Here is an 18934-nt window from a genome sequence, read left to right on the forward strand (position 1 = left end):
CTAGAAGAGGGTCCGCTGGCGCACCTGGGCCACCGTCGCGCGGTATCGTCCGACCAAGGGCCGGACCAGCACACCGCCCGGCACCGGCGTCACCGCACCGAATCTGGTCAGCAGCTCGACCGCTTCGACGCGGAGCCGATCGGGGTCGCCGTGCCACGCGGCGCCGAAGGCCGAGCCGTATCGCTGGAGGATCGTCGCGACGGCCTCGCGCAGGAAACTGTCGGTGACGAACGGCAGCCGTGCGGGCTCGGTCGCGGTGTCCTCAACGCCGCCCGCCCCGTCCGGGTCGGCGATCTGCTCCGGATCACCCGCGAAAATCCTGACTGCCGCCGGCAATCCGGCGTCCGCGGCCGCCACAAGCGCGGCCTGCCGCTCGCGAGGATCGGGCGCCGGTATCCGCCTGACCCGGCGGCCGTCGGGGTCCGTCGCCCGCTCGGCCAGGTCGACCGCGAGCAGTACCGCGGCCTGCGCCACGGAACCGGTGCCCGGGAACCGTTCCGCGGAGAACCCGAGCGTGTCGACGAGCAACACGCCCTCCGCGCGTCGCTCCACCCGCAGGCCGGTCAGCCGGTGCAGGTCGGCGGCCAGCGCCGTGCCGCGCAGATGGTTCGCGACGGCGGTGTCGACGTCGCTGAAGTACACGATCGGCGACTCGGCGACGGCTCGACGCGCGGCCTGGGCCGCCGCCCGCCGCTCGGCGTTGCCGCTCGTGGTCGCCGAGCGGTTCAGGAGCGCGGTCACGGTGTTGACGTGCTGCAACACCCGCGGCGGGTGGAAGAGGGCGACGAGCGCGTCGCGGGCGATGTCGTAGAGCGCCTCACCGGCTGTGGGGTCGCTGGCCCACGACGAGGTCGACCCGTCGGCCAGCCGCAGCACTCCGCGCTCCTCCAGCCAGGTCACCGCGTCGACGAACGCGCGGCGGTCGGCGCCCGAGTCCGGATCGAGCCCGAGGCCGCCGATCCGGTTCGCGTCGGCGGACACGGCGTCGGCGAGTTCGCTCACCGTGGTCTGAAGGCCGGCCCGGCCCAGTGCCGCCAAGCACAGCGTGAGGTACGCGTAGCGCTGCCGGTCGAACGGGCGGCCGTTGCGAGTCGTGGCCGGCCGGTCGGTGGCGAGCTGGTCGGCGGTCCGCACGAGCCGGGCGGTCGACCCGTGCAGCTCCAGCCGGTAACCGAACGCCTCCGCGAGGTCGCGGCGCAACTCCGCGGCGAACCGCCGGACCCGGATGAGCGCCCGCTCGTCCGGATACGTCGCGGTGATCAGCGGGTGACGCAGGACGAGCCGTACCACCCGCTGGTAGTCCGCCAGGTCAAGATCGGACACGTCCGTCGCGAACCTCACGCCACACCAGCCAGCTCGGACGCCGGTTCGGCCCGCTTGGCCACCGTGTGCTCGGCCGGTGTCACACTCAGCGCGAATCCATCCAGGTGCAGCCGGCCCGTTGTTGTCACCACGGTGCTGAAGCGGCCAGGGGTGGGCGTGAGCGTGAGCCGCACCCCGTAGGCCGCCGCGGCCAGGGGCGAGTCGGCGCGTCCGGCCGCCCGGGCCGCCAGCGCCACATCGAGCAGGCGTCGCAGCACCGCGGTCTGCGGTTCGTCGAGGGGCTCCGCCTCGGCGGGGAGGTGATCGCCCGAATGCTGCTCGATGAGCCGTGCCGCGGCCGCCACGCTGCGGCGTTCCTCGGCGAGCTGCTGTTCCCTCAGCCGGTCACGCTGCCCGTGAGAACGGTCGAGTCTCGCCGGTCGGCCGTTACCCTGGCCGGGGGCCCGGCCGAACTGCACGAGCGTGCGGGACAGCTCGACCGGTGGCGCCTCCCACCACGACATGCGGGTCGGGACGAGTTCCGGGTCGGCATGGGCGACGCCGACGTGGCGGGGTGCGCCGAGACCGAAGACCACGTCGTAGAGGGCGTGTGCGACGTCGACGGAGCCGACGCAGGTGAACCAGGTGGCGAGATGACGCAGCTGCGACTCGCGGCTGACCCCGCCGCGGCGCGCTTCGGTGACCCGGCGAAGCAGCGCCAGCACGTCACCGATCGCCGCGACCGTCGCACCGGCGAGCCGGTCGGCCTCGCTGAGCGCGCCGTCGCCCGGGGGCGCGAGCCAGGAGCGGAGGCCGGCCCAGCGGCGCCGCCAGTCGTCCAGCCGCTCGGCCGGCGTGGCGAACAGCCGCTCGTCCGCCTCGGCGGCCGCCTCCACCAGGCGGTCCAGGCCGGTGGCCTCCACTTCCAGGACCGCTTCGCGCAGCCGCGGCGTGTATCGCTGGAGTTCGTCGTGGAAATCCCGCAGGTGCGTGAGCAGCGCATCCTTGTGGGCCAGGAACGCCTCGGGCCGGACGTCCGGGGTGCGCCCGAGGTCGCCGAGCATGTGGTAGAAACGGGCCGCGCGCTCGGCGATGTCCGCGAGTGCCCGGTCGAGCCGGCTGAGTTTGCGGTAGACCTCTTCCGCGTCCCCGTCGGCGTTGGCCACGGCCAGCGCCTTGAGGTCGGCGAGCAGATCAGCGAAGACCAGCCGGGAGAGGGCGCTGTCACCGATACCCGCGGCGAGCACCGACTCGACGGCCCGATGCGCGCGGTAACCGGCCTCGGTGAACTGATACACTGAGTGACGATTCCGATACTCCGCCAGCGTTGCCGCGCGAGCGCCGTCCTGCCCTCGGTCCAGCACACCCCAGTCGACCAATGCGTCGAGCAGTCGCGGGAGCTCCAGATCGGCAGGATCCGGACAGTCGGGATAGTTCGCCGCCAGGCCCGCCATGGCGGTTGCCACCTCGGACGTGTGCAGGACGACCTGATAGCTGGAGCGGGCGGCGTCGAGGGACCGCAGGACCCACAGGTAGGCCGCTCGGTTGTCCGCCGTGACGTAGCTGAAGAGCCGCATCCGGTCGTCCAGACTGAAGTCGTCCAGTCCGAACGATGGCGGGTTCGGCTGCGCCATCGGGCCTCCTCGAAAAATCGACTCGCCAAACCTAGTCGGGACGTTCGTGAGAAACCAGCACGATAACCCGTAAGAATTGGTTGTACTGCTGAGGCCGGTCGGACGCGCGGCCGGCTCGGGACGACGGCGTCCACGCCCGCACCCGAAACCGCGGTCTCGAACGCCGGGCCGGTCGAGCGGACCACGACAGGCCGATCTGGCTGTAGTTGGCGACGACCGTGCCGCCGGCCAGGACACCGGCACCGGCCGCGGCTATTTTTCTTCGGCGAGGCTTCCGACGTCGCCCAGCACCCGGGAGGCGTTGATACGGCATGGACGATGGCATCGAAGATCTGACCGGACTGGTCGATCGGCTCCGTCGCGATCGCCGCACGCATCCGTACCGGGGCCGGCGTGAATATTCGCAGGCCGCCGCCGATCTGGCCGACCGCTGCACGGCGCTGATCGACGCCGGCGCCGCAGCGTCGGTGGCCCCCGTGCTGCGCCGGGCGGTCGAGCGGATGACGACCGCGCTGATGTACATGGACGACTCGTCCGGTGTCATCGGCGACGACCTGCAGCAGATCATGAACCTGTACGCGCGCGCCTGCATCGCAGCACCCCAGAACCCCAGGCGGCTGGCCGGCTGGCTGGTGAAACTCGAGTGCGACGGCCCGGGCTGGCCGCGGATCGTGCTGCGCGACTTCGCCCCCGCGCTCGGCGCGGCCGGGCTGGCGGAGGTGGAGCGGCTGGTCGCCGATCGCGCCGCGACGGCGGATCCCGAGTCGTGGACGGCGCTGTTCGCGGTTCGGGACCTGCGCGAGCAGCTCGCCGAGGTGTCCGGCGACATCGACCGGCACGTCCAGGTCCTGGCCGAGCATCTGACCAGCGCCGTGCAGTACGCGCGGATCGTCGACGCGCTGCGTGCGGCGGGCCGGCCGGTGGAGGCGATCGCCTGGGCTCGGCGCGGGCTGGCGGAGAAAGCCGGCTGGCCGCGCGCCGACCAACTCCGCGACACGCTGGTGGCGTTGCTGCTCGAACAGGGCGACAGCGAAGCCGCGCTGTCGGTTCGGCAGGCAGAGTTCGACCGGCACCCGACGCTCGAGGCCTTCCGGGCCTGGGAGAGCACCGCGGTGCAGACCAGCGCCCCCGACCCATCCCCCGCAGCGGTCGAGCGGCTCCGACAACGCGTCGCCGAGAAGCCACTCTACGCGCCCGAACTGGTCGACGTTCTGACAGCGGTCGGCGCCCACGGCGAAGCCTGGACGGTCGCCCGGGCCAACGCCGACCGGCTCGGCCGGCACCGCTGGCTCGACCTGCTCGAGCGGCGAAGCGCGACCGAGCCCCGCGAGGTGATCGAGCCGTACCAGAACCTCATCGAGGAGCAGGTCGGCGACACCAGCGACAAGCAGCGGTACCGCCGGGCGCTACCACTGCTCTCAGCCTTGCAGGCGGCCTGCCGAGCGACCGGACAGGACGACCGGTTCACCGCCTACCTGACCGACTTCCGCGAACGCCACCGCCGCCGCCCAACCCTGCTCAAGACCCTCGACGCCGCCGGGTTCCGCACGTAGAACCGCGTCGGCGGCGATTTCATCCGACAGCAGGATCATAGTGTTGTTTGTCGATGTGCATTACGGTGCTGGTCGTGAAGTTGCGCCGCGTAACGATGGCAGCACTGGTTGCTGCCGGTGTCGCCGCTGTGACGTTGATGGTCGGCCTGGTCACCAACGCTGCCTCCGAGCAGCAGCAGTGGCCCGGCTGGCTGTCGTTGGTACAGCGGTATCCGTGGCCGTCGTTCGCGCTGCTCGCCGTCGTCGCCGTGGTACTTGCGGGCGTACTGCCCGCCGTCTCCACCGACCGGCAATCCGTGGCGCCGGAGTCGCCAGCGCCGTCGGTCGGCTCGGCGGCGGTCCTGCGGACCCTGCCACGGGACATCGTCGGCTTCACCAACCGCCAGGACGAGATCGACCAGATCTTCGACGATGTGGCGACCGCCGAGCCGACCATGCCGGTCCGCACGATCGACGGCATGCCCGGCGTCGGGAAAACCGCGTTCGCCATTCACGTCGGTCATCTGCTCGCACCGCGGTTCTCGGACGGTCAGCTGTTCCTCAACCTCAACGGGCATACACCCGGACGAGAGCCGGTCCGGCCCGCCGAGGCTCTCGCATCCCTGTTGCTCGCCGATGGTGTTGCGCCGCAGAAAGTGCCCAACGGCGATGACCTGTGGGCGGTGACCGAGGCCCGCGCGGCGATGTGGCGCACCCGGGTCGCCGACCGGCGCATCCTCCTCATTCTCGACAACGCCGCCACCTACGCCCAGGTCGAGCACCTTCTGCCCGGGACGCCCGGTAGCCTCGTGCTCGTCACCAGCCGCCGCAGGCTCGCCGCGGAGGGCGCAAATCTTCAGATGCGCGCACTGGCGGCGGCGGACGCCGCAGCGCTCTTCATTCGACTTGCCGGCCGTGGGCGCCACGATGCCTCGGCGGTGACCGCACTCGTCAGCGCCTGCGGCTCGTTGCCGCTGGCGATCTCGCTGCTGGCGGCGCGCCTACGGCACCATCCCTCCTGGACCTTCGAACACCTCAGGGACCGCCTGCTCGTGGCGCAGCACCGGCTGTCGGAGTTGCGGACCGGTGAGCGCGACGTCGCGGCGGCGTTCGACCTGTCGTACCAGGACCTGCCGCCCGAGCGGCAGCGGTTCTTCCGTCGGCTCAGCCGGTTTCCCGGCCTCGACGTCGACGAAGAGGCCGCCGCGGCCCTCGGCGCCGTACCGGTGGCGCAGGCCAGGCAGGAGATCGAAGCCCTCTACGAGGATCACCTGCTGGATGAGACCGAGCACGGACGGTACCGATTCCATGACCTCGTCCGGGACTATGGACGCAGCCTCGCCGATGACGACGAGCAGGACGGGACGATGTCGATCGAACGCCTCGCAGACCACTACCTGACGACCATCGGCGCAGCGAACACCTACATCGGCCGCGGCGTCACCGCCACGACCACCCGATTCGACTCGCTGGCTGCCGCTTCAGCCTGGCTCGAGGCCGAGCGCGCCAACGTCCTGGCCTGCGTCGAGGAGTGCGGCCGGCGAGGACGACACTCCCTGGTTGTCGGCCTCGCCGCGGCAATGGCGCCATACCTGCGTCACGCCGGCCCCTGGGATCAGGCGGCCGACCTGCACCGCACCGCGATCACCGCGGCCCGCCGGGCCGGGGACCGACCCGCGGAGGCCAACGCGTTGGCGAACCTCGGCATGGTGCACCGTCTCATGGCCCGGTACCGCACGGCCGTAGATACCCTCGATGAGTCGCTGGGCACCTACCGCGACACCGGCAATCTCGACGGCCAGGCGTTCGTGCTCAACCAGCTCGGGATCGTCCACTACCTCACCGCTGAGTACGACCGGGCGGCGCGGGCCCAGACCGAGGCGCTGATCATCTGCCGCACGACCGGTGATCTGCTGGGGCAGGCCAACGCGCTGGCCGACCTGGGGATGGTGCGAAGGATGACCGGCGCCCTCGCTGCCTCGGCCGAGGCGTCGACCGAGGCACTGGATATCTACCGGCGCATCGGCGACCGCTACGGCGAGGCGAACGCGCTACGGGACCTTGGCCTGGTCCGGGCTCTGACCGGCGACCACGCCGACGCCGAACGCCACGCCCGCGAAGCGCTGGCCATCTACAAAGAGATCGGCGATGCGGTACACCAGGCGTACGCGCTCAACGAGTTGGGCGTTGCCCGCCGTCTGCAGGGCGACCTCGACGGCGCGAAGGTGGTGCACCAGGAAGCCTTGGGCAAGTACGCCGAACTCGGCGACCGATTCGGCGAGGCGAACGCCATCCGGCACCTGGGCGTGCTCCACCGGCTTCGAGGAGACCGGGCCGCGGCGATCAAGGCGCAGGAGCGGGCAGTCGCCATGTATGCCGAGCTGGAGAGCCGTGGCGGTCTGGCCGCAGCCACCGTCGAGCTGGGTGTTTTGCGCCGTTTCGACGGCGACCTTGCCGCCGCGACGCGGGCGCTGGACAGCGCTGCGGCGTGGTATGCCGAACTCGGCGATCGCACCGGTCAGCTCGAGGTGCACAACCACGTCGGCGCCCTGCATCTCGACGCCGGCGAGCTTGACCGGGCCAAGGATCGATACGAGCGTGCGCTGTCCCTCGCGCGGGAGCTGGGCGTGCCGCTGCAGGAGGCTCATGCGCTGGACGGCCTCGCGATCTGCGAACAGGCGCGAGGGCGACCGGAGCAAGCCGCCGAGTTCCACGGGGCCGCCCGAGTGCTCTACCAGCGGCTCGGAAATCGGCATGCGTGACTTCGCTTCGTCTCGGTATCGTCACTGTACGAGAGTGAAGGGGGCGGTCATGCAGCAGGCGACCACGTCAACCAGGCGGCCCGTGCTCACCACGGTGCTGCGGAGGGTCCGCGCCCGGATCGCGGCCGAGCGGGTCAGGCCAGAAGCCGTTCGAGCCGCTCACACGGCGTCGATTCCCGAGCACCCCTGAGCAGCCGCGGAGGCCGGTATGCCACCGCTGCGGACCTTCATCCTCAAGGTGGTCAACCGCTGCAACATCAACTGCGACTACTGCTACGTCTTCCAGGGACCGGACCAGTCCTGGCGTGGCCTGCCTGTGCGGATGAGCACCGACGTGACCCGCGCCGTCGCGCAGCGGATCGCCGAGCACGTCACCGCGCACAACCTCGACCATGTCGACGTCGTGCTGCACGGCGGTGAGCCGCTGCTCGCCAGGCCGCGCCACCTCGGCGCCGTTCTGGAGATCCTTCGTGACCGGGTGCCGTTCGTCAGCTTCGAGCTCCAGACCAATGGCATGCTGATCGACGACGAGTGGCTCAGCCTTTTCGACCGGTTCGGTGTCCGGGTCGGCGTGAGCCTTGACGGACCGCCGGCGGCGAACAACCGCCATCGGCTCAGCCACCGCGGCCGGTCCACCGCGGATGCGGCAGTGCGCGGAATCGAGTTGCTCCGTGAACAGTCTCACCTGTTCGCCGGCATCCTGGCCGTCGTGGATCTCCATGATGACCCCGTCGAGGTTCACGACTACCTCGCGTCACTCGGCCCGCCGATCGTCGACTTCAACCTGCCTCACGCCACGCACGACTCCCCACCATGGCGCACCGATCCCGACGAGCCCGAGTACGGCCGGTGGCTGAGCCGCGTCTACGACGCCTGGATCGGCGCCGACTCCTACACACACTCGGTGCGAATGCTCGAAGACATTGTGGCGCTGAGCCTCGGTGCGAAGGGCTCTGTCGAGTCGCTTGGCCTTGCACCGTCCGGCATCGTCGTGGTCGAGTCCGACGGCTCGATCGAGAACGTCGACACGCTCAAGGCCGCTGCTCCGGGTGCCGCCGAGCTCGGCCTCAACGTGTTCGATCACACCTTCGACGACGTGGTCCGGCATCCGGCGATCCGGCAACGGCAGGCCGGTGCGGCGGCGCTGGCGGAGGAGTGCCAGCGCTGTCCACTGGTGTCCGTCTGCGGTGGCGGCTATCTGCCGCACCGACTGAGCGCCGAGCGTGGATATCGCAATCCGTCGGTCTACTGTCAGGATCTCGCCTACCTCATCCGGCACGTCCAAGCCACGCTTCCGGCCTGAAGGAGGAGCACCGTGCAGCACGTCGTCGTCCGCAACGCCGAGCCGAGTGACGCCAAGACCGTCGCCGCGATGATCGAGGAGATCGAGCGGCACTACGGCGCCACGTCGATCCAGCCGTTCGAGGAGCGGCTGGCGCAGGTCGAGGCCGCGCTGTTCGGCACGCCGCCGCTCGCGTACTGCGTGCTCGCGGTCATTGACGGCGAGGTGATCGGGTTGGCGGCGTACTCCTTTCTGTGGCCGGCGGCGGGATCGGCGCATTCGCTGTTCCTCAAGGAGCTGTATGTCCAGCCGGACGGCAGGCGGCTGGGTACCGGAACGCGGCTCATGCGTGAGATGCAAGCGATCGCCGCAGCCCGGCCGGGGTGTAGCCGGGTGGAGTGGATGACCGACCGGGACAACGACGACGCACGCGCCTTCTATCGGCGCCTCGGGTTCGAAGAATTTGCGGGAAAGGTCAACTATCGGGTCGCGTCCGCCGTTTCCGACCCACTCGCCTGAGTCGCCCATGAGCTAGCGTCCCCGCAGGACATCAGTGGGGGCCGGGGATGAGCGGCGTCAGACGGTGGCGGGAGACCGGGCACCTGGAGCGGGCCGTGCGATGGTCGACGCGGCTGGTCGAGTTGCGCAAGCGGAGCGCGATACATCGGGGCGCTCGGAGGCGCGCTGAAGCTCGTCGCCGACTTCGGCGACGAGCAGCTCAAGGTCGCCTGGGCGGCGAGTTGCCGGTCAGCCCATCAGGGCGCGTAGCTCTGGCAGGACCTCGATGACCAGGAAGGCGCCGCCCGTGGGGTCGAGGACGTGGGCGGCGTGGCCGATGCCCGCGTCGACCGGGCCGGCCGGGACCTGGCCGCCCAGGTCGCGTGCGCGGGTGATGAAGCCCGCGCAGTCGTCGATCGAGAAGATTGTGCGCCAGTGGTGCGGGGTGCCGGGTGGGTAGTTCTCGTCCATCTCGCTGATGCCGCCGACGACCCGGTTGAAGGAGATCCACTCGTGGTACTCGTGGATCGTGTCCGCGGAGGTGCCCTTCTGGTCGGTCCAGCCGAAGACCGAGCCGTAGAACTCGGCCGTGGCCCTGATGTCCCAGGTTACCGTTTCGCTCCAGCAGATCGAGCCGGGCTCGTCGTGGACCTGGGCGCCCGCGAACCGGAGCTTCTGCCAGGCGCCGAAGACCGCGCCCGCCGGGTCGGCGAGGAGGGTCGCGCGGCCGCGGGTCGCCAGGTCGGCCGGGGGCTGCAGGACCGTGCCGCCGGCGGCCGCGACCTGGGCGGCCGTCGCCTCGGCGTCGTCCGTCGCGATGTACGTCAGCCACGCCGCCCGCTCCGCCGACGACGGGGCCACGCCGGCGACGACCAGGTCGCGGAGCAGGAACAGCGTGGCGCCGTCCTCGGACTGTGTTGTGGTCCAGCCGAACAGGCCGCAGTAGAACTCGGCGGTCCGGGCCGGATCGGGGCTGGTCAGCACCGACCAGCAGGGGGTGGCGGGGGCATACCCTCGTACTCGCACGGATGCAGGGTAATCAAACGTCAGACGTTCTAGATCGTCTGAAGGGATACATATTGGCTCATTGCTACGTCAGCAATTGTTTCGTCACCTCGCGGCACGTCTTCACGCCGTAGTCCTTGCCCAGCGAGCTCGGGTAGTGCGCCATGATGCCCAGGCTCCAGCCGTCGCCGAGCGCCATGCATGCGATGTGCCACTTGCCGTCGTCGCGGGCCAGCCAGCCGTTCTTGATCGCGGTCGTCTTCTGCACGTCGGCCGGCAGGACCTCGATCGGCCCGAAGCGCCCCGGTCCGCGCACGTTGCGCATCTCGTTGAGCAGCCAGCCGGTCCACTTCGGCCCGGCCGCGCGCCCGTCGCCGATGCACTTGGCCAGGCGCGCGACGTCGCGGGCCGACATCTGGGTCAGGCTCCACGAGTTCTGCGTGCCCTTGGTCTCGGCGAGCCCGCACAGCGAGATCATGCGCTTGATCGAGTTCAGGTTGCCGTTCTGCACGTGGTACTTGAACGTGTTCTCCGTCTCCGAGTCGCGGATCATGCGGCTGAGCTCGGCCATCGCGGTGCTGCTGGGCTGCTTGCCCGACTCGGCCTGGCGGCGCAGCCAGTCCGCGGCTACCCAGGCCTTGGTCATCGAGGCGGTGTCGCTCGTGGTGTAGGGCTGGGAGCCGTACATCTGGTCCGTCTTGTGGTCGTAGTACGCCCAAGACCAGTAGCCCTTGACGTTCATGGTCACCGGCTGCGTGGGGTTGAACAGGGGACCGCTCGGCGCGGGGCTCACACTCGCGGCGGCGCTCGGCTCGGCGGCGGTGGACTCCGTCGCGCCGACCGCGGTGCGGAGATGGTCGTCGCCGTCCGACTTCCCGGATTTGTCAGGGCTTGAGCAGCCGGGCATGACGAGCAGCGCGAACGCGAGCACAGCGAGGGGGCGTCGCATCTCACGAGGGTATCGGCTGTGACAATAGCCGCCCCCGTCCGTGTGGCGCCCCCGCGTTGGGGCAACATGGGCGTTGTGCCTGCACTGCAGCGGCCCCGCGTCGGCCACATCCAGTTCCTCAACTGTCTGCCCATCTACTGGGGCCTGATGCGGTCCGGCGCGCTGATCGACGTCGACCTGTTCAAGGACTCGCCGGAGCGGCTCAACGCGGCCCTGGTCGCCGGGGACCTGGACATCGGGCCGATCTCGCTGGTGGAGTACTTGCGCAACGCCCCGGAGCTGCTGCTCCTGCCGGACCTCGCGGTCGGTAGCGACGGCCCGGTCCTGTCGGTGAACCTGGTCTCGACCGTGCCGCCGGCCGAGCTGGACGGCCGCCGCGTCGCGCTCGGCGCCACCTCCCGCACCGGCGTGCTGCTCGCCCAGATGTACCTGGAATCCCACACGGGTGTCCGCCCCGAGTACTTCAACAGCCCCCCGGACCTGGCCCGCATGCTGGACGAGGCCGACGCCGCCGTGATCATCGGTGACGTGGCCCTGCGCGCGATGCATGACGCCCCGCAGCACGGCTGGCAGGTCACGGACCTGGGCCAGGCCTGGCGCGACTGGACCGGCCTGCCGATGGTCTTCGCGGCCTGGGCGGTGCGCCGCGACTTCGCCGCGGCGCACCCGGGCCTCGTCAAGGACGTGCACGAGGCGTTCCTGCGCTCGCGCGAGCTGTGCCTGACGGAGCTGGACGAGGTCGCCACGGCGGCGGCGAGGTGGGAGACGCTGTCGGCGGAGACCCTGGCCACGTACTTCCGGGTGCTGGACTTCTCCCTCGGCGAGCGGCAGGTGGCCGGGGTCCGCGAGTTCGCCCGGCGTGCGGCGGAGCGGGGCACGGTGCCGCCGCTGCCGGCGGGTGGCCCGGCCTTCTTCGAGGGCTGACCGCACGCCCCTTGCGACTCGCGCAGCGCCAACAGAATGTCGGGAAGGCGGTCGGTCAGGCCTGGAGCTGGCGGGTCACGCTGGAGCAGATGTTCTCGCCGTAGATTTGGCCTTTGGCGGCCGGGTACACCGTCAGCACGCTCAGAACCCAGTCCGTGCCGATCGCCATGCAGTTCACGTGCCATTTTCCGTCGCTGCGGGCGATCCAGCCGTTCTTCACCGCCGTTGATGTCTGCTCCGCGGCCGGCAGTGCGGGCGTGATTCCGAACTTCTGGTCCTTCGCGACGTTGCGCATCTCGTTGAGGACCCAGTCCGTCCACTTCGGGCCGGCCGCTCGCCCGTCGCCGATGCAGGCTCCCATGCGCGCCGCGTCGCGGGCCGAGACCAGGGTGGACGCCCAGTCGATGTACGCCTTCGAGTCGGTCAGGCCGCACGTGCGGATCAGGCGCGTGATGCTGGCGGACTTGCCGTCCAGGCCCCAGAAGTACGAGGCGGCGTTGTTGTCGCTGTTGCGGATCATGATGCTGAGCTGGGACAGGTTCGACTTGCTGGGGTTGGGGTTGCGGCGCAGGTAGTCCGACGCCAGCCAGGCCTTGATCATCGAGGCGGCGCGCTGGGTGCTGCCCGCGTTGCCGGAGCCGGCCATCGCGCCGGTGCGGCGGTCCAGGACCGTCCAGGACCAGAAGCCCGTCGCGTCGACCGTGACCGGGGCCGGGTGCAGCAGCGCAGGTGGGAGCGTCGAGGCCGTCGGGGCCGCGGGTGCCGCCTTGCGGGTCGGGGCCTCGCTCGCGTCGTCGTCGCTGTCGTCCGGAGCGGGAGCCGCGGGGGCCGCCGAGTCGGAGCCCACTCCCAGCAGGTCACTGCCCCAGACGAACGGTACGCCGACGAGCAGCGCGGCCACGAATGTTACGAAGGCGGTCAGTCCGACACGCTTGCGCATGGGTCGGTGGTCCCTCCCTGGCGGTCGACAAACCCATCCCATCGGCCGCCGGTCATGAACAGGTGTTCCCGGCGTTAACACGTCGGAAGGCAGCGAGGGGGGCTCACCCGACGTGTGTGAGGTCTTCGGTCATCCTCTCTTCCAACTGTGTGAGCCGCAGCCCGGACGCGCTCAAAAGTCCCTGGTAGTTGCGTCAGCGCGATGTGACACCTTCTTGCCGCGGCTGTCGGTTGCTGTAACACTTGAGGGGTGTACGGCAACGACTTCGGCCCTCTCCTGGAGCAGGTCGACCGCGCTGAGCAGGAGCTTCGCGCCGCCGGCGAGCGAGAGCTGGATCAGAACGAGAGCCTGCAGGAGTACTTTGACGCGATCGTGGCGGCCGACCAGAAGGTCGAGCCACGTGACTGGATGCCGGATGCGTATCGCAAGACGTTGATCCGCCAGATCGCCCAGCACGCGCACTCCGAGATCATCGGCATGCAGCCCGAGGGAAACTGGATCTCGCGCGCGCCCACGCTCAAGCGCAAGGCGATCCTGCTGGCGAAGGTGCAGGACGAGGCCGGGCACGGGCTGTATCTCTACGCGGCCGCCGAGACGCTCGGCGTGTCCCGCGAGGAGCTGGTCGAGATGCTGGTCGACGGGCGGCAGAAGTACAGCTCCATCTTCAATTATCCGACCCTGACCTGGGCCGACATCGGCGCGATCGGGTGGCTGGTGGACGGGGCCGCGATCGTCAACCAGGTCCCGCTGTGCCGCTGCTCCTACGGGCCCTACGCGCGGGCCATGATCCGCATCTGCAAGGAGGAGTCGTTCCACCAGCGGCAGGGGTACGAGATCCTGCACACGCTCGCGAACGGCACCGAGGCGCAGCGGGCGATGGCGCAGGACGCGATCGATCGCTGGTGGTATCCGTCGCTGGCCATGTTCGGGCCGCCGGACGGCGACTCGACGCACTCCGAGCGCTCGATGGCCTGGAAGATCAAGCGCTTCTCGAACGACGAGCTGCGGCAGCGGTTCGTGGACATGTGCGCACAACAAATACGAATACTGAAACTGCGCCTGCCCGACCCGGACCTGAGGTGGAACGAGGAGCGGGGGGCGTACGACTTCACGCAGCCGGACTATGACGAGCTCATGCGCGTGATCAAGGGCGAGGGCCCCTGCAACCGCCAGCGCATGGCCCACCGCCGCCGCGCCTATGAGGAGGGGGCCTGGGTGCGCGAGGCCGCCAAGGCATATGCGGAGAAGCAACATGTCTGAGCCGCTCTGGGAGGTGTTCGTCCGGCCCCGCCGCGGGCTGTCGCACGCGCACGTCGGCTCCCTGCACGCCCCCGACGCCGAGATGGCGCTGCGCAACGCCCGCGACGTCTACACCCGCCGCCAGGAGGGGGTGTCGATCTGGGTCGTGCCGGCGAGCGCGATCACCGCGAGCAGCCCCGACGAGAAGGACGCCTTCTTCGCCCCGGCCGCCGACAAGGTGTACCGCCACCCGACCTTCTACTCCGTCCCCGAAGGCGCCGAGCACATATGAGCACGTTCGACACCGCGCTCGAACTCGGCGACGACGCGCTCATCGCGGCCCAGCGCCTCGGCGAGTGGTGCTCCCGCGCGCCCGAGATGGAGGAGGACGTCGCGCTGGCCAACATCGCCCTCGACCAGCTCGGCGCGGCGCGGCTCCTGCTCGCCTACGCCGCCGAGTCTCTGGGGAAAACCGAGGACGACCTGGCGTTCCTGCGCGACGACCGCGGGTTCCGCAACGCGCTGCTGGTCGAGCTGGACAACGGCGACTTCGCGGTGACGATCGGCAAGCTGCTGTTCCTCGCGGTGTACCAGCGGCTGCGCTACGACCGCCTGGCCGCCGGCGACGACGTGCGGCTGGCCGGCATCGGGGCCAAGGCCCGCAAGGAGTCCGCCTACCACGCCGAGCACGCGGCGCTGTGGACCGTGCGCCTCGGCGACGGCACGCAGGAGTCGCACCGGCGGATGCAGGCGGCGCTCGACGCGCTGTGGCCCTACACGCACGAGCTGTTCGAGGGGGCGGCCGCGGAACTGCGCGATGCCTGGCTGGCGGAGATTTCGGCGGTACTGCACGAGGCGACCCTGACCCGGCCCTCCGACGGCTGGGCGCCCTCGGGCGGGCGGCGCGGCGTACACACGGAGGCATTGTCCAAGCTGCTCGCCGAGATGCAGGTCCTGCACCGTGCCCACCCGGGGGCGGCCTGGTGAGCGCGCGCGAGACGGTCGCCGCGGTCCGGGACCCGGAGCTGCGCGTCGTGACCATCGAGGAACTCGGCATCCTGCGCGATGTCGCCGAGCGGGGCGGGCGCGTGACGGTCACGATCACCCCGACGTACTCCGGCTGCCCCGCCATGGACACGATCCGCGCTGACATCGCCGCCGCCCTGCACGCCGACGGGTATCCCGACGTCGCCGTCGACACCACGCTCACCGAGCCGTGGACGAGCGACTGGATCACGCCGGCCGGGCGCGAGAAGCTCGCCGCCGCCGGGATCACGCCGCCGAGCCCGGCCCGGGCGGTCTCGCTGACGCTGTCCGTGCGCTGCCCGCGCTGCGGGTCGCCGCAGACCGAGGAGCTGTCCCGGTTCGGCGCCACCGCCTGCAAGGCGCTGTGGCGCTGCCGGGCGTGTCGTGAACCGTTCGAGCGGGTGAAGGCGATCTGAGGGCATGACCGTCTCCGAGATCCGGCGGCCGGCGAAGCGCCGCCCGATGTTCCACCGCCTCGCCGTCGTCGACGTCGAGCGCCTGACCGAGGACGCGGTCGCGGTGACCTTCGAGGTGCCGCCGGCGCTGCGCGAGCTGTTCGCGTTCCGGGCCGGCCAGCATCTGACGGTCCGGCGGCGGGACGAGTCGGGGGAGGAGATCCGCCGGTCGTACTCGATCTGCTCCACCCCGTCCCGCCTGCGCGACGAGGGTGAGCTGCGGGTCGGCATCAAGCGGGTCGTCGGCGGGGCGTTCTCGACCTACGCGCTGTCCGGGCTCGCCCCCGGCGACGAGGTCGACGTGCTGCCCCCGCTCGGGCACTTCACGACCGCGTTCGACCCGCAGCGCACCCGGCACTATGCGGCGATCGTGGCCGGGTCGGGGATCACGCCCGTGCTCTCCCTCGCCGCCACGGCGCTCGCGACCGAGGCGAAGAGCCGATTCACGCTGGTGTACGGCAACCGCGCCGCCGTTTCGGTGATGTTCGCCGAGGAGCTGGCGGACCTCAAGGACCGGCATCCGCAGCGGCTGCACGTCATCCACGTGCTGTCCCGCGAGGCGCAGGAGTCGCCGCTGCTGTCCGGCCGCCTCGACGAGGCGCGCATCGGTGCCGTCCTCGACGCGCTGCTGCCGGCCGGGTCGGTCGACGAGTGGTTCCTGTGCGGGCCGCAGGGCATGGTGCTGGACGCCAAGGTGGCGCTGAGCGTGCGGGGCGTCGAGGATTCCGCCGTACACACCGAGCTGTTCCATGTCGACGACGCCCCGCCGGCGGCCCGATCGGCCGCGCCCCCGGCGGACGCCGGCCCCGAGGAGCGCGCCGAGGTCAGCATCATGCTCGACGGGCGCGCGACGACCTTCACGATGGCCCACGACGAACGGATCCTCGACGCGGCGCTGCGGGCCCGGCCCGAGCTGCCGTATGCGTGCAAGGGCGGCGTCTGCTCGACCTGCCGGGCCAAGGTCATCGAGGGCCGGGTCGAGATGGCCCGCAACTTCGCGCTGGAGCCCGGCGAGCTCGCCGCCGGATATGTCCTGACCTGTCAGGCGATGCCGATCACGGACCGGGTCGTGGTCGACTTCGACGCATGACGCGGATCACAGGCTGGTGCCCGAAAAGCCCACCCATCCGGTCGCGGGGCCGCTCCGAATGAGCGACATGAGACCGGAACAGGAGCTGCCGACGCAGCGGCTGGTCGCGGTGCCGCCGCCCGGGGTGCGGCCGCCCGACGCCAACGAGTTGCTGGCCCGGGTGGCCCGCGGGGACGAGCGGGCCTTCGCCGAGCTCTACGACCTGGTGTCGGCCCGCGTCTACGGGCTGGTCCGCCGGGTCCTGCGCGACCCGGCCCAGTCCGAGGAGGTCGCCCAGGAGGTGATGGTCGAGGTCTGGCGCACGGCCGACCGCTACGACCCCGCCCGCGGCTCCGCCACCGCCTGGGTCTTCACCATCGCCCACCGCCGGGCCGTCGACCGGGTCCGCTCCGAGCAGGCCGGCGTCGAGCGGGTCCGCCGGGTCGCCGCGATCAGCCCCGGGACGCCCTACGACGAGGTGGTCGAGGCCGCGACCGCCCGCATCGAGCAGCAGCAGGTGCGCCGCTGCCTCGACAGCCTGACCGAGCTGCAGCGCGAGGCGATCACGCTGGCGTACTACGGCGGCAACAGCTACCGGGAGGTGGCGGACCTGCTCGGCGCCGCCCTGCCGACGATCAAGACCCGGATGCGCGACGGTCTCATCCGCATGCGCGACTGCCTGGGGGTGACGCTGTCATGAGCGCGCCGGTGGACATTCACGCGCTCGTGGGCGCGTACGCCCTCGACGCCGTCGACGACCTGGAGCGGGTCGCGTTCGAGCGGCACCTGCGCGACTGCACCGCCTGCGCGGCCGAGGTCGCCGAGCTGCGCGAGACCGCCGGGTGGCTCGCCGCGGCGGTCGCCGAGCCGCCACCCGCGCGCATGCGGGACGCGGTGCTGGCGCGCATCGGCAGTACACCCCAGGAGCGGCCGAAGCGGCCCCCGACCGGCAGCGGGCGCGCGGACCGCAACCGGGTGCGGCGCTGGGCCGTCTCCGCCGCGGCGGCCGTCGTCCTCGCCGCCGCGGCGAGCGCCGGGACCTGGGCGGTCACCCGGGATCACTTCGCGTCGCAGAGCTCGCAGATCGACGCGGTGCTGGCGGCCGCCGACGCCCACCTGGTCAGCCAGGAGGTCGAGGGCGGCCGGATCACCATGATCGTCTCCCCGTCCCACGACGCGGGTGTCGCCGTGCTGAGTGGGCTGCGCACGCCCGACGGTTCGTACCAACTGTGGATGATCGACGCCGCGCCCCGCCCCGTCGCCTTGACGGAGTCGGGCACCGGCCGCTTCTACATCCGCGGACTGGCCCCGACCTTCGGCGTGAGCAAGGAGCCGAAGGGCGGGTCGAAAACGCCGACCGAGGTGGTCGGAAAACTAGATATCCGCTAGGGCGGCCAGGTCGTCGGCGGTGGGCACCCAGCCCGCCGCGGCGACGTTGGCCTCGACCTGCTCGCGCTTCGTGGCGCCGGCGATCACGCTGGCCACCGCGGGCTTCGCGGCCAGGCCGCCGACGGCGACGGTCAGCAGGTCGAGGCCGCGCTCCTCGGCGAAGGCGGCCAGGCGCTCGATACGGTCCCAGGGGGCATCGGCCAGGACGCGCTCCATGCCCGCGCGGGCCAGCCGGGTGCCCGCGGGCGGGGCGTCGCCGCGGCGGTACTTGCCGGTGAGCAGCCCCATCTCCAGCGGGAAGAACGGCAGCAGGCCCAGGCCGAAGCGCTCCAGGGCCGGGACCAGTTCCGCCTCGACCGAGCGGTCCAGCAGGGAGTAGCGGTTCTGGGCGCTGACGAACGGGGTCAGGCGGTTGACCTCGGCGGTCCAGGCAGCGTCGGCGGCCTGCCAGCCGGCGAAGTTGGAGTGGCCGATGTAGCGCACCTTGCCCGAGCGGACCAGGTCGTCGAGGGCGGCGAGCGTCTCCTCGATCGGGGTCTGCGGGTCGGGCTGGTGCAGCTGGTACAGGTCGATGTAGTCGGTGCCGAGGCGGCGCAGCGAGGCCTCGGCGGCGCGGACGATGTATCGCCGGGAGCCGCGAGCGCCCCAGTCCGGGCCGTTGGCCCCGCGAGCGTCCATGCCGAACTTGGTGGCGATGATCACGTCCCCGCGGTGCTTGGCCAGGGCCGCGCCGAGCGCTTCCTCGGAGGAGCCGGGCGTGGCGCCGTAGATGTCGGCCGTGTCGAAGAGCGTGATGCCGTGGTCGAGTGCGGCCGCGACGACCTCCGCAGCGGCGGCGGCGTCGATCCGGCCGAACTGGTTGCAGCCGATGCCGACCACGGAGACGGTGAGGCCTGAGCGCCCGAGGCGCCGGTAGCGCATGTCAGTC

The 18934-nt window shown here is 71.1% G+C and carries 18 protein-coding genes; 12 read left to right on the forward strand and 6 right to left on the reverse strand.

Annotated features, from left to right (window positions below; genetic code table 11):
* Entirely contained in the window at positions 1–1323 is a 1323-nt protein-coding gene (locus ACQPY0_RS01880; RefSeq protein ID WP_432983639.1) for a DUF2398 family protein, read from the reverse strand.
* A 14-nt stretch (positions 1324–1337) separates the two neighbouring features.
* A complete protein-coding gene (locus ACQPY0_RS01885) occupies positions 1338–2936 on the reverse strand; it encodes a TIGR02677 family protein (RefSeq protein ID WP_432983641.1) in 1599 nt (532 codons plus the stop codon).
* Positions 2937–3247: 311 nt separating this feature from the next.
* Between ACQPY0_RS01885 and ACQPY0_RS01890 the strand changes: the two genes are divergently transcribed.
* From ACQPY0_RS01890 to ACQPY0_RS01905, 4 genes are all read left to right on the forward strand, one after another.
* The gene (locus tag ACQPY0_RS01890) at positions 3248–4489 is read left to right on the forward strand and encodes a hypothetical protein (protein ID WP_432983644.1); all 1242 of its coding nucleotides are present in this window, start codon (positions 3248–3250) and stop codon (positions 4487–4489) included.
* 74 nt (positions 4490–4563) lie between these two features.
* Complete coding sequence (gene haaT, locus ACQPY0_RS01895; RefSeq protein ID WP_432983647.1) at positions 4564–7230, forward strand: cyclophane-containing RiPP biosynthesis TPR protein HaaT; 2667 nt, start codon at positions 4564–4566, stop codon at positions 7228–7230.
* Positions 7231–7438: 208 nt separating this feature from the next.
* Positions 7439–8533 carry an FxsB family cyclophane-forming radical SAM/SPASM peptide maturase gene (locus ACQPY0_RS01900; protein ID WP_432983650.1) on the forward strand — a complete coding sequence of 365 codons (1095 nt, stop codon included), beginning with the start codon at positions 7439–7441 and terminating at the stop codon, positions 8531–8533.
* Between the two features lie 12 nt (positions 8534–8545).
* Entirely contained in the window at positions 8546–9031 is a 486-nt protein-coding gene (locus tag ACQPY0_RS01905; RefSeq protein WP_432983653.1) for an N-acetyltransferase family protein, read from the forward strand.
* A 228-nt stretch (positions 9032–9259) separates the two neighbouring features.
* Here ACQPY0_RS01905 and ACQPY0_RS01910 read toward each other — a convergent pair whose 3' ends face one another.
* Positions 9260–10036 carry a VOC family protein gene (locus ACQPY0_RS01910; protein WP_432983656.1) on the reverse strand — a complete coding sequence of 259 codons (777 nt, stop codon included), beginning with the start codon at positions 10034–10036 and terminating at the stop codon, positions 9260–9262.
* Between the two features lie 64 nt (positions 10037–10100).
* Positions 10101–10964 (reverse strand): hypothetical protein, encoded by an 864-nt coding sequence (locus ACQPY0_RS01915; protein WP_432983659.1) that lies wholly within the window; start codon positions 10962–10964, stop codon positions 10101–10103.
* A 75-nt stretch (positions 10965–11039) separates the two neighbouring features.
* Between ACQPY0_RS01915 and ACQPY0_RS01920 the strand changes: the two genes are divergently transcribed.
* Positions 11040–11888, forward strand: coding sequence for a menaquinone biosynthetic enzyme MqnA/MqnD family protein (locus tag ACQPY0_RS01920; protein WP_432983662.1), 849 nt, complete (start codon positions 11040–11042; stop codon positions 11886–11888).
* A gap of 55 nt (positions 11889–11943) precedes the next feature.
* Here ACQPY0_RS01920 and ACQPY0_RS01925 read toward each other — a convergent pair whose 3' ends face one another.
* A complete protein-coding gene (locus ACQPY0_RS01925; protein ID WP_432983665.1) occupies positions 11944–12789 on the reverse strand; it encodes a hypothetical protein in 846 nt (281 codons plus the stop codon).
* Between the two features lie 288 nt (positions 12790–13077).
* Between ACQPY0_RS01925 and paaA the strand changes: the two genes are divergently transcribed.
* The 7 genes from paaA to ACQPY0_RS01960 all read left to right on the forward strand — a co-directional run bounded on the left by paaA (position 13078) and on the right by ACQPY0_RS01960 (position 18006).
* The gene (paaA, locus tag ACQPY0_RS01930; RefSeq protein WP_432983668.1) at positions 13078–14088 is read left to right on the forward strand and encodes a 1,2-phenylacetyl-CoA epoxidase subunit PaaA; all 1011 of its coding nucleotides are present in this window, start codon (positions 13078–13080) and stop codon (positions 14086–14088) included.
* Positions 14081–14359, forward strand: a complete 279-nt coding sequence (paaB, locus tag ACQPY0_RS01935; protein WP_432983671.1) for a 1,2-phenylacetyl-CoA epoxidase subunit PaaB — start codon at positions 14081–14083, stop codon at positions 14357–14359. Before paaA ends, paaB begins: the two co-directional genes overlap by 8 nt.
* Positions 14356–15054: a 1,2-phenylacetyl-CoA epoxidase subunit PaaC gene (paaC, locus tag ACQPY0_RS01940; RefSeq protein WP_432983674.1), complete on the forward strand. Its 699-nt coding sequence runs from the start codon at positions 14356–14358 to the stop codon at positions 15052–15054. Before paaB ends, paaC begins: the two co-directional genes overlap by 4 nt.
* The gene (paaD, locus tag ACQPY0_RS01945; RefSeq protein ID WP_432994920.1) at positions 15048–15509 is read left to right on the forward strand and encodes a 1,2-phenylacetyl-CoA epoxidase subunit PaaD; all 462 of its coding nucleotides are present in this window, start codon (positions 15048–15050) and stop codon (positions 15507–15509) included. The genes paaC and paaD overlap by 7 nt, the downstream gene beginning before the upstream one ends.
* Positions 15510–15513: 4 nt before the next feature.
* Positions 15514–16638 (forward strand): 1,2-phenylacetyl-CoA epoxidase subunit PaaE, encoded by a 1125-nt coding sequence (paaE, locus tag ACQPY0_RS01950; protein ID WP_432983677.1) that lies wholly within the window; start codon positions 15514–15516, stop codon positions 16636–16638.
* A 67-nt stretch (positions 16639–16705) separates the two neighbouring features.
* Complete coding sequence (locus tag ACQPY0_RS01955; RefSeq protein ID WP_432983680.1) at positions 16706–17317, forward strand: sigma-70 family RNA polymerase sigma factor; 612 nt, start codon at positions 16706–16708, stop codon at positions 17315–17317.
* Entirely contained in the window at positions 17314–18006 is a 693-nt protein-coding gene (locus ACQPY0_RS01960; RefSeq protein WP_432983683.1) for an anti-sigma factor, read from the forward strand. Before ACQPY0_RS01955 ends, ACQPY0_RS01960 begins: the two co-directional genes overlap by 4 nt.
* Here ACQPY0_RS01960 and ACQPY0_RS01965 read toward each other — a convergent pair.
* A complete protein-coding gene (locus ACQPY0_RS01965; RefSeq protein WP_432994922.1) occupies positions 17992–18927 on the reverse strand; it encodes an aldo/keto reductase in 936 nt (311 codons plus the stop codon). The genes ACQPY0_RS01960 and ACQPY0_RS01965 overlap by 15 nt on opposite strands.
* Between the last annotated feature and the right edge of the window lie 7 nt (positions 18928–18934).

Origin of the sequence: Dactylosporangium sp. CA-233914 (assembly GCF_050942935.1) — a bacterium.
Classification (GTDB): domain Bacteria; phylum Actinomycetota; class Actinomycetes; order Mycobacteriales; family Micromonosporaceae; genus Dactylosporangium.